At 69.2% G+C, this 9,807-nt stretch carries 8 protein-coding genes and 1 other RNA gene; 1 reads left to right on the forward strand and 8 read right to left on the reverse strand.

Annotated elements, in window-relative coordinates:
• Positions 1-26: 26 nt before the first annotated feature.
• Genes ACFFIO_RS14030 through ehuB form a run of 4 tightly spaced genes read right to left on the reverse strand, consistent with a single transcriptional unit; the run spans position 27 to position 3,269 of the window.
• Positions 27-905 (reverse strand): amino acid ABC transporter ATP-binding protein, encoded by an 879-nt coding sequence (locus ACFFIO_RS14030; protein WP_378042719.1) that lies wholly within the window; start codon positions 903-905, stop codon positions 27-29.
• Positions 889-1,551: an ectoine/hydroxyectoine ABC transporter permease subunit EhuD gene (gene ehuD, locus ACFFIO_RS14035; RefSeq protein WP_378042721.1), complete on the reverse strand. Its 663-nt coding sequence runs from the start codon at positions 1,549-1,551 to the stop codon at positions 889-891. The genes ACFFIO_RS14030 and ehuD overlap by 17 nt, the downstream gene beginning before the upstream one ends.
• Complete coding sequence (locus ACFFIO_RS14040) at positions 1,551-2,288, reverse strand: amino acid ABC transporter permease (protein WP_378042722.1); 738 nt, start codon at positions 2,286-2,288, stop codon at positions 1,551-1,553. Before ACFFIO_RS14040 ends, ehuD begins: the two co-directional genes overlap by 1 nt.
• A gap of 6 nt (positions 2,289-2,294) precedes the next feature.
• Positions 2,295-3,269, reverse strand: a complete 975-nt coding sequence (gene ehuB / locus ACFFIO_RS14045) for an ectoine/hydroxyectoine ABC transporter substrate-binding protein EhuB (protein ID WP_378042724.1) — start codon at positions 3,267-3,269, stop codon at positions 2,295-2,297.
• Between the two features lie 316 nt (positions 3,270-3,585).
• Here ehuB and ACFFIO_RS14050 point away from each other — a divergent pair, with 316 nt between their 5' ends.
• On the forward strand, positions 3,586-4,368 hold the full coding sequence (locus tag ACFFIO_RS14050; protein WP_378042725.1) for a GntR family transcriptional regulator: 783 nt from the start codon (positions 3,586-3,588) through the stop codon (positions 4,366-4,368).
• A gap of 27 nt (positions 4,369-4,395) precedes the next feature.
• Here ACFFIO_RS14050 and recR read toward each other — a convergent pair whose 3' ends face one another.
• The 4 genes from recR to ffs form a co-directional block, all read right to left on the reverse strand.
• Complete coding sequence (gene recR, locus ACFFIO_RS14055) at positions 4,396-4,995, reverse strand: recombination mediator RecR (RefSeq protein WP_159553888.1); 600 nt, start codon at positions 4,993-4,995, stop codon at positions 4,396-4,398.
• An 88-nt stretch (positions 4,996-5,083) separates the two neighbouring features.
• Positions 5,084-8,248, reverse strand: a complete 3,165-nt coding sequence (locus tag ACFFIO_RS14060) for a DNA polymerase III subunit gamma and tau (protein ID WP_378042726.1) — start codon at positions 8,246-8,248, stop codon at positions 5,084-5,086.
• Positions 8,245-9,405 (reverse strand): tRNA glutamyl-Q(34) synthetase GluQRS, encoded by a 1,161-nt coding sequence (gene gluQRS / locus ACFFIO_RS14065; protein ID WP_378042728.1) that lies wholly within the window; start codon positions 9,403-9,405, stop codon positions 8,245-8,247. The genes ACFFIO_RS14060 and gluQRS overlap by 4 nt, the downstream gene beginning before the upstream one ends.
• Positions 9,406-9,472: 67 nt before the next feature.
• Positions 9,473-9,569: signal recognition particle sRNA small type (gene ffs / locus ACFFIO_RS14070), an RNA gene on the reverse strand.
• Between the last annotated feature and the right edge of the window lie 238 nt (positions 9,570-9,807).

Here is a 9,807-nt window from a genome sequence, read left to right on the forward strand (position 1 = left end):
ATGGGGATAGGCCGGACAGTGCTGGGTCAGCGGGTGCCGATCTGGCCCTCGCCGAGGACGGCACGGAGGAACTTCTTCGTGCGCTCATGGGTCGGGGCCGTGAACATGGTGTGCGGATCGGCGTCCTCCACGATCGCGCCGCCGTCGAACATCAGCACCCGGTCCGAGACGTCCCGGGCGAACTGCATCTCGTGGGTGACGATCAGCATGGTGATGTCCGTGGTGTCCGCGATGTTCCTCAGGATGCCGAGCACCTCGTCCACGATCTCCGGGTCCAGCGCGGAGGTCACCTCGTCCAGCAGCAGGATCTCCGGGTCCATCGCCAGTGCGCGGGCGATGGCCACGCGCTGCTGCTGACCGCCGGACAGGGACGAGGGGTGGGCGTCCGCCTTGTCATCCAGTCCGACCTTGTGCAGCAGATCCCTGGCCTTGGCCCGGGCCTCGTCCTTGGACTGGCCCAGCACGTGGATGGGGGACTCGGTGATGTTCTCCAGCACGGTCATGTTCGGGAACAGGTTGAACTGCTGGAACACCATGCCGATCCGGGTGCGGGTCTTCTTGATCTCCTTGTTGGAGAGCCGGACCCGCTTGCCACCGTCGAGCCGGTGCGTCAGGGGGTGCCCGTCGATGAGGATCATCCCGTCCGTGGCCTCCTCCAGGGTCATGACCAGCCGCAGGATGGTGGTCTTGCCGGAGCCGGACGGGCCGATCAGGGTCACCCGCTCACCCTTGTTGACGTGGAAGTTCAGGTCCTTGAGCACCACGTTGTCACCGAAGCGCTTCTCCACGTCCCGGAACTCGATGATGGGGGCGGTGCCCCTTGTAGCGTGGCCGGCGGCAGCCGCAGTGGCACCACCGGCGCGGTCACCGGGGGCGGTGGCACCGGGGTCAGTAGGCGTAGGCAAGTCGCTTCTCCAATCGGCGGACGAGGACGGACGTGGGGTAGCTGGCCAGCAGGAAGATGATGCCGGCCAGCGTGATGGCCTCCACGTAGCGGAAGTTGTTTCCACCGAAGATCTGGGCGGCGTTGACCATCTCCACCACACCGATCACCAGCAGGAACGGCGTGTCCTTGAACATGGAGATGGCGTAGTTGCCCAGGGCCGGCACGGTGGCGCGCAGGGCCTGGGGGATCACGACGGCGGTCCAGGTGCGGCGCGTGGACATGGACAGTGCCGTGGTGGCCTCCCATTGGCCCGGGGGCACGGCATCGATGCCGGCGCGGTACACCTCGGACATGTACGTCGAGTAGTGGATGCCGAACACCACGATCCCGATGGTGATCGAATCGAACATCAGGAACGTGTAGTAGGCGAACAGCAGCTGCACGACGATCGGGGTCATGCGGATGAAGCTGACGACCCACTTGACGATCCCGGAGATCGGCTGCGGAGCCAGTCGGATGATCATGGCCCAGACCAGGCCGAGGGCGGCCGCGATCAGGGTGGCGACGACGGTCACCAACAGGGTGACTTGGAGGAATGCCAAGAGGATGTCCGGCAGGGCCTCGAAGGCGAGGTCCCAGTTCCAGAGCTGGCGCTGGTTCTCCATCAGATGCCACCTCCCGCCGTGGACAGTGAGTTCTTGTTGGTGGGCGTGGGCGAAAGGACCTCACGCAGGGACGGGCCCCGGCCCAGCCGGTGCTTGGCGCGGGCCTCCAACGCATTCATGAAGAGCGTCAGGATCAGGGCGAGGAGGAAGTACCCCACCAGCCCGACGGCGGCGTAGGCCCAGAACGTGTCCGTCTGCCGGGTGAGCTGGTCCAGGTAGAACGTGAAGTCCCGCAGGAGGATGACGCTGACGATGGCCGTGCCCTTGAGCAGGTGGACCATCAGGCTGGCCAGGGACGGGATCATCAGGGCCCAGGCCTGCGGGAAGATCACCCGCCGCATCCGGTGGACCGGAGACATGGACAAAGCGGTGGTGGCCTCCCACTGTCCTCGCGGAACCGAGGCGATGGAGCCGCGCACCACCTCCGCGGAGTAGGCCCCGTAGTTCAGGCCCAAGGCGAGCACGCCCACGACCATGCCCGGCAACTCGACCCCGAACTGGGGCAGGACGAAGAAGATGAAGAACAGCTGGACCACCAGGGAGGTCCCGCGGAAGAACTCGATGATGATCCGGCCGGGGATGGCCAGTGCCTTGTTGGAGGCCCCGGCCATCAGCCCGAGGACAACAGCGAGGACGAGGGACAGTGCCGAACCCATGACGGTGAGCTGGATGGTCACCCACAGTCCCTGGGCTAGGAACGGCCAGGCCTCCGCTGTGGCTTGGAGGTTGTCTTGCACCGACTATCAGCCCAGTTCGCCTGCGCACAGCTGTTCGGTGGTCAGGTCCTCCGGGGGGAGGTTCTCAGCGGTGAAGCCGTAGTCGCCCACCACCTCCAGGTAGGTCTCCTCCGACTCGGTGACGGAGCCCAGCGCCTCGTTGTAGGCCTCCAGCAACTCGGTGTCATCCTGGCGGAACACGGTGCCGCCGGCGCCGATCTGCTCCACGCCGTCGATCACCTGGACGAAGGCGTCGGTGGTCTCCACGCCGGCATCCGGGTTCTCCTCGGCCAGGGTGTTCAGGGAGATCGCGGTCATGGCAAAGGCGTCCGCGCGGCCGTTGGCCACGGTGTCCATGCCGGTCTGGGCGTCCGGGACGGACTGGACGTCCAGGCCGAGGGACTCGGCGTAGCCGGCCTCGATGCCACCGGCCAGCACGGCCAGGTTCACGCGCTCGCCGGCATCCATCTTCTCCTTGACCGAGTCCAGGTCGGTCAGGCCCAAGGGGTTGCCCTCAGCGACCATCAGGGTGGTGGTGTACATGATCTCCGGATCGGAGAAGGCAGCCTGGGCGCAGCGGTCCGGGAGGATGGACATGCCGGCGGAGACGGCATCGAAGCGGCCGGCGTTCAGGCCCGGGATCAGGGAGTTCCACTCCACCAGTTCGGCCTCGACGTTCTCGATGCCCATGTCCGCGAAGATCTTCTCGTGCATGGCCACGGTGGCCCCGGCGGGTTCGCCGCCCTCCAGGTAGGAGTAGGGGACCTCGCCGGCGATGCCGACGGTGATGGTGCCCTCTTCCTGGAGCCGCTCCAGGGTGTTGCCCTCGGCCGCGGTGGTGCCCTCGCCGCCCTCTGAACCGCCCTCAGCACCGCCGTCACCCCGACCGCAGGCCGTGAGCATCAGAGCCGAGGCGGCCAACAGGCCGGCGCCCTGCAGGAGCCGGCGCTTGCGGGACGTGCCGGTGGGAGAGGTCAGGGTGGTCAGGTGCTGGATGGTCATGGCGTGCTCCTCAGCTGTCCGGACCTCCCGGGCTGCCGGCGGGAGGGCCGGTGATGCGAATCGTGACGGTGCTTGGGTGCGGTGCGTCGTGGTCTGGGCGATGCGCGGAAGCGGCCACAAGAGGGTCGGGGATCGTCCCCACACTGTGTCCGACGCCACTGAAATCGCTGGCAACCTGGGGCCGACGTTAGCAGAATGTGAACGGGGCCACCATTGGATCGTCGACCTGAAGAATGTCGACAATGTAACGATTCGCGTGGAATGATCGGGGTTCGTCGCATGGAATGATCGTGGTTGCGTCGAAAGGAACCGCCACATGAACCAGACCCAGGACCGGGGTTCGGCCCGCCGGAACGGACCGGTCACCAGGCCTCTGGTCAACACGGTGCGCCGTCCCTCGACGGTCGACTTGATCGCCGTGGAACTGCGCAACGCGATCTACGGGGGCACCCTGAGGCCGGGGTCCTCCGTACGCGAGGCCGAGGTGGCCTCCCAACTCGGGGTCAGCCGCGGCCCCCTGCGGGAATCGGCCCAGCGGCTGGTCCAGGAGGGCCTGCTCGTGGCCCGCCCCGGGGCAGGCCTGCGCGTGGTGACCGTCGGCGCGGACCAGGTCGAAGACCTCTACCAGGCCCGGCTGGCGATCGAGAGCGCCGCCGTGCGCCAGATCGCCGCACTGGATCCCGAGGAGCGGCGTCGGCACATCGCCTCGGCCGAGGATCTGCTGGCCGCGCTGGCCTCAGCGCTCGAGGACGGCTCTGATGCGCGCCGGATCGGGGACGCGGACCTGGATCTGCACTACGGGCTGGTCGAGGCCACCGGCAACCTGAGGCTGATGTCCTTCGCCTCCACGCTGATCATCCAGACGCGCATCGCAGCGCTCTCGCACACGGACGGCTATGTGGTGCGGACGGACATCCTCGACGTCCACCGCACGCTGCTGCGCCAACTCTCGGACGGCGACGGCCAGGCCGCCTCGGAGATCTTGGCGGGGCACTTCCGGCAGACGGTGGACCGCCTGCTCGGACGTCTGCAGGAGCCCTTCAGCACGGTCTCCGGTGAGGCCGACGGTTCACATTTCTCCTTCAACCGCCTGCCCTGACCGGCTGCTCTGACCAGGGGTGCGGAGTCAGCCGGCGACGTTGCGCCGGCCCTCGAAGGCCCGCCCGAGGGTGACCTCGTCGGCGTATTCGAGGTCCCCGCCCACCGGTAGTCCGGAGGCCAGGCGCGTGACCTTCAGGCCCGTCGAGCCGAGCATCCGGGCCAGGTAGGTGGCGGTCGCTTCACCCTCGAGGTTCGGATCGGTCGCGAGGATGACCTCTTCGATCTCGGCGTCCTGCAACCGAGTCAGCAGCTCGCGGATGTGCAGCTGGTCCGGGCCGATGCCGGCGATCGGATTGATGGAGCCGCCGAGCACGTGGTACCGGCCGCGGAAGGTGCGGGTCCGCTCGATCGCCATGACGTCCTTGGACTCCTCCACCACGCAGATCTGGGCGCGGTCCCGCCGCTCGTCCCGGCAGATGGAGCACGTCTCCTGTTCAGAGACGTTGAAGCAGATGCTGCAGTGCTTGACCTTGTCCTTGACCGTGCGGATCGCGTCGGCCAACCGCATCATGTCCTCCGCATCGGCCTCCAGGACGTGGAAGGCGATGCGTTGGGCTGACTTCGGCCCGATGCCGGGCAGCCGTCCGAGCTCGTCGATCAGGTCCTGGACCGCACCTTCGTACACGCTACCGACCACTTTCTGCGTTGCTGGACCGGCCGATGGGCCGGAGGGGAGGGTTCCTGCGGGGCCGGGAGCATCGGTTCAGGACGCGTCAGGACAGGGGGCTCCCGTCCAGCATGCGCTCCTCGATGAAGCGGCCGCCCAGCAGTCGCTCGACCACCTTGCGTCCGGCGATGCCGGATTCCTCAATGGTGATGTCGTCCTCGCTGGGAACCTCGTCGCTCCAGTTTACGGACCCCGGTGCTCCGTTCCCGGTCGCACCGCCGCTGCCGTCGGAAGTTCCCGACGCCGGCCCCGCCACCCCGGGTGCCCCGGGCCGGCCGGCGCCTCCCCCTGCGGTTCCCCCGGCGGGTGCACCGCCCTGAGACTGGTTGTACTCCTCCATCATCTGCTGGAAGCGGCTGGACCGCCGATGGTGGGGAGTCTCCGCCGCCGGCGCAGGCGCGCTGACCGGCGTGGCCTCACGCGCGGCCATCATCTCGGCCTCCGGCTTGGCGAACGACGGGATGCCGCCGAAGCCGGGTTCCGGGCGGGGGATCGGAGCAGCGGTGGGCGTGGGACGGGGGATCGGAGCAGCGGTGGGTTCGGGCCGCGGGATGCCACCCGCAACGGGCGCCGAAGCTGGAGTCTGCAACGGAGCCGGAGCCGGAGCTGGCATTGGAGCTGGCATTGGAGCCGGAACTGGGGCCGGGGTGGGATCTTCGCCCCACTGGCGTGCATAGCCGCCGTCGTCCTCTGGCTCGGGCTCGTCGTCGTCAGGCGGCGGCGGGACATCGTCGTACGGATACGGTCCGCCGGAGCCATCCCAGTCGGAGACCGGAACGTCATCGGAGGTCAAGTCCTCCGGCTCGGAGGAGTGCCCCGGACCGGTGGCGGCTTCCTCGACGGGATCGAGGGAGCTCTCATCGTCGGCGTTGGCCTCGCTGCCGGCGTCCACATTCGCCTCGAGAGGGGCGTCGACATGTGCGTCGCTACTCGCGCCGACGGGCGCATCAACCACGGCGTCAGGGACATTGCCGGCCTCAGCCTTGGCATGGGTGGACGAGGCCGCTACGGGTTCGCCGGGAGACTCGGTGGCGGTCACCGCGGCAAATGCTGGGTTTGCGGGTGCAGACGCGGAATCCGGCCGCGGTGCGTCCGGTTGCGACGGGGCAGACGGCTGCGGCATGGCCGGCGACGAAGGCGTCGTCGACGTCGGCACGGCTGGGCGTATGGCTGACGGCGGGGTGTTCGACTGCGGTGCGTCCGGCTGCGGGGCCGCCAGTGCGGGGCGGCCCTCAGCTTTTGGGCTGGAACCACCCGCTGGCGCGGACCCTCCGGTGATGAGGTCCAGCTGCGGCTGGATTCCGAGGACCGAGTGGACCGCCTCGGAGATGACCTGATCGCCGCCGCGACGCTGGACGGTGTCCCGGGGGCCGTCGCCGGAGAAGCCGACGGTCAGCAGCTGACCGTCGAAACCAGCCACCGAGGCGTTCTGGGAGACCAGCATCCAGATGAGCCGTGAGTGCTCCTCCAAGTAGCCGAGGATCTCCGGCCACGCCCGGCGGATCATCTCCACCTGCGAGGCGGAACCCCCTTGCGTAGTAGGAGTGGCCGGCGGTGCTGCCGGAGTGGACTCTGCCGCCGGCCCTGCCGGTGTTGCCGGGCGTGTGGTGTGGGCCGGAGCGTCGGCGGCAGGCATGGACTGTGGGGCGGCGGGGGTACCTGCGGACTCATCGTCGGCCGGGGCGCTCCGCTGCTCAACGTGCTGCTCACCCCGCTGATCGACGTGCTGATCAGCACGCTGCTCGACTCGCTGCTCGGCGCGCGGCGCATTGACGTCCTGGGCTGGGGGTGCCGACTGATCGGCGGCCTCACCTCGCTTCATCGCGGCCCGGGCCAGGGCCGCACCGGACAGGCCTGGGGCGCCAGGTCCACCGGCCGGAATACCCTGCGGGGCCTGCTGGTGACCGTCGGGGGAGTAACCGCGGTTCGGGTCCTCGGACGCAGTCCGGGGTGCGCCAGAGGTGACCGGCGCGGAAGGTGCGGGGCGTCCGGGCGTGGCGGGGCCGGCGTCGTGCGTTGCGGGTGCTTCAGGGACGTCCGGGGCGCCGCCATAGGCGAGCCGCCGTTCGATCCGGTCCAGGCGGGCGGCCAGGCCGCGCTCGGTGGCATCCGTGGTGGGCAGCATCAGCCGGGCCATGAGCAGCTCGAGGTGCAGGCGCGGGCTGGTGGCGCCGACCATCTCGGTGAGCGCCTGGTTGGTGATGTCCGCGGCGCGGGAGATCTCGCCGTGCCCGAGCTGCGCGGACTGCGCCTCGAGCCGGCGGACCTGGTCCTCGGGCATGCCGTGCAGCACGGCCGACGCCGAATCCGGCATGGCCTTGACGATGATCAGGTCCCGGAAGCGCTCCAGCAGGTCCTCCACGAAGCGGCGGGGGTCCTGGCCGGACTGCACCACGCGGTCGACCACGCGGAAGACGGTCTGGGAGTCGGCGGCGGCCACGGCGTCGACCACGTCGTCCAGCAGGGCGTCCGGGGTGTAGCCGAGCAGGTTCACGGCCAGGTCGTAGCCGATGGCACCCTGGGCGGCCCCGGCCATGAGCTGGTCGAGCACGGACAGGGTGTCACGCACGGAACCGCCGCCGGAGCGGACCACCAGGGACAGCACGCCCGGCTCCACCTCCATGTTCTCCTGCACGCACAGCCGCTCGAGGTACTCCATGAGCGGCTCCGGCGGCACCAGGCGGAACGGGTAGTGGTGCGTGCGGGAGCGGATGGTCCCGATCACCTTGTCCGGCTCCGTGGTGGCGAAGATGAACTTGATGTGGGGCGGGGGCTCCTCCACGATCTTCAGCAGCGCGTTGAAGCCAGCCGAGGTGACCATGTGGGCCTCGTCGATGATGAAGATCTTGTACCGGTCCCGCACGGGGGCGAAGGTGGCGCGTTCGCGCAGGTCACGGGCATCGTCCACGCCGCCGTGCGAGGCCGCGTCGATCTCGATGACGTCCAGGGCGCCCGAGCCGCCGGTGGCCAGTTCCCGGCAGGAGTCGCACACCCCACACGGGTGGCCGGTGGGCCCCTCGGCACAGTTCAGGCAGCGCGCGAGGACGCGGGCCGAGGTCGTCTTGCCGCAGCCGCGCGGACCGGAGAAGAGGTAGGCGTGGTTGACCCGGTCCTTGGACAGGGCGGTCATCAGCGGCACGGTGACGTGCTCCTGGCCAATGATGTCCTCGAAGGAGTCGGGACGGTAGCGGCGGTACAGGGCGGTAGTCACCTATGGAACCTTATCTTCTCTTCGGGGGTCCCCGCAGGGCCGGCAGGGGTCTGTGGAGGAGGCAATCGCGGAGTCCAGGGGGAGCCCGGTACGGCGTCCGGATCGAAGTGGGTCAGCGCTCGGTCCAGGGGGCCGGCCGGCAGGCCAAGTGAGTCCAGCAACAGGTCCCTGACGCGCGGGGGTGACCAGCCGCCGTCGGACCCTTGGTCTCCGTGTGCGGAGCTGGCCGGCAGGGCCGCCAGGTCCGCCAGCGTCACGGCGCCGTCCCGTTTCGCCAGGCGCTGGCCGGCGGCATTCAGCACCAGCGGGACGTGCACGTACTCGGTCTCCGGCGCGGGGCGGCCCGTGCGCCCGGCCAGCAGCCGGGCCAGCCAGTCCTGCCGCGGCGTGGAGGAGAGCAGGTCGTCCCCGCGCACCACTTGGTCCACCCCCTGGGCCAGGTCATCGACGACGACCGCCAGGTTGTAGGCAAACGCCCCGTCATTGCGACGCAGCACGAAATCGTCGACGGCGGCCTCCACCGTCCCGTTCAGCCGGTCCGTGATGCGGTGGACCGGGGCCTGGCCGTCCGGCAGCCCGGCGGCGCGGGCGGCGTTGATCCGCAGGGCCGCGGGCCGTTCGGCGCGGCGGCGCTCGCGTTCCGATTCGGTGAGGTTCCGGCAGGTCCCGGGATAGGAACCGGGTGGCAGAAGGAGGGGCGCAGAGCCGCTGGATTCGGTTCCGGCGGAGGCCTTCGCGGGCGGCTGCGGGGCGGGGCCGGGGGTGGAGTGCTGTTCGGGATGTGAGGTGTCAGGGGCTGGCTGGGGAGCGAGGTGCGGGGCGCTCGTGGCCTCGGCGATGTCCTTGCGGGAGCAGTAGCACTCGTAGACGAGGCCGTTTTCGAGGGCATCCGCCCCGCCCAGTGCGGTGAGAGAGTCCTCGTAGAGGTGGATGCGCTCGGACTGGCGGACCGGTTCGGCGTCCCAGGTGATGCCGATGGCCGCCAGATCGGCGATCTGCTGGGCCTCTGCGCCGGAGCGGACGCGGTCCAGATCCTCGATGCGGAGGAGGAACGTCCGGTCCGAATGACGGGCATACAGCCAGGCCAGGATCGCGGTGCGGAGGTTGCCCAGATGCAGCGCGCCGGACGGGCTGGGGGCGTAGCGGCCTGCGGGCACGGGACCTCCGGGAAGGTGGCGCGGCTGGTGGTCACACAGCGGCGGGAAGGGTGGGAACTGGAGGGAAATTAAAGACCCCCCACGCACCTGCCAGAGCCCACTTACCCTTGCTACCTTCCGGTCCTGGGGGAGTTCAGCGAGATGACACCACGTGAGGGGCCGTCGTCCATACTATCAGCGTCCGCCGCCTGATGTGATCTCGCTGAGCGAGTGGGGCCGAGCGTGAAGCCCGCCCTGTCTCCGGGTTGAACCGGCCCCTAGTCTGGGCGCATGACCTCACGTGAGCAGTGGAGCGCCGTTGACGACTACCTCGTGGAGACCGCGATCCGCCCGGACCCTACGTGTCAGGCTGGAGCGGTACCACGGTGACAGAGCAGATCAGTTCGATCACGTAGGGCGAGA

Origin of the sequence: Citricoccus parietis, assembly GCF_042433045.1 — a bacterium.
GTDB lineage: Bacteria > Actinomycetota > Actinomycetes > Actinomycetales > Micrococcaceae > Citricoccus > Citricoccus parietis.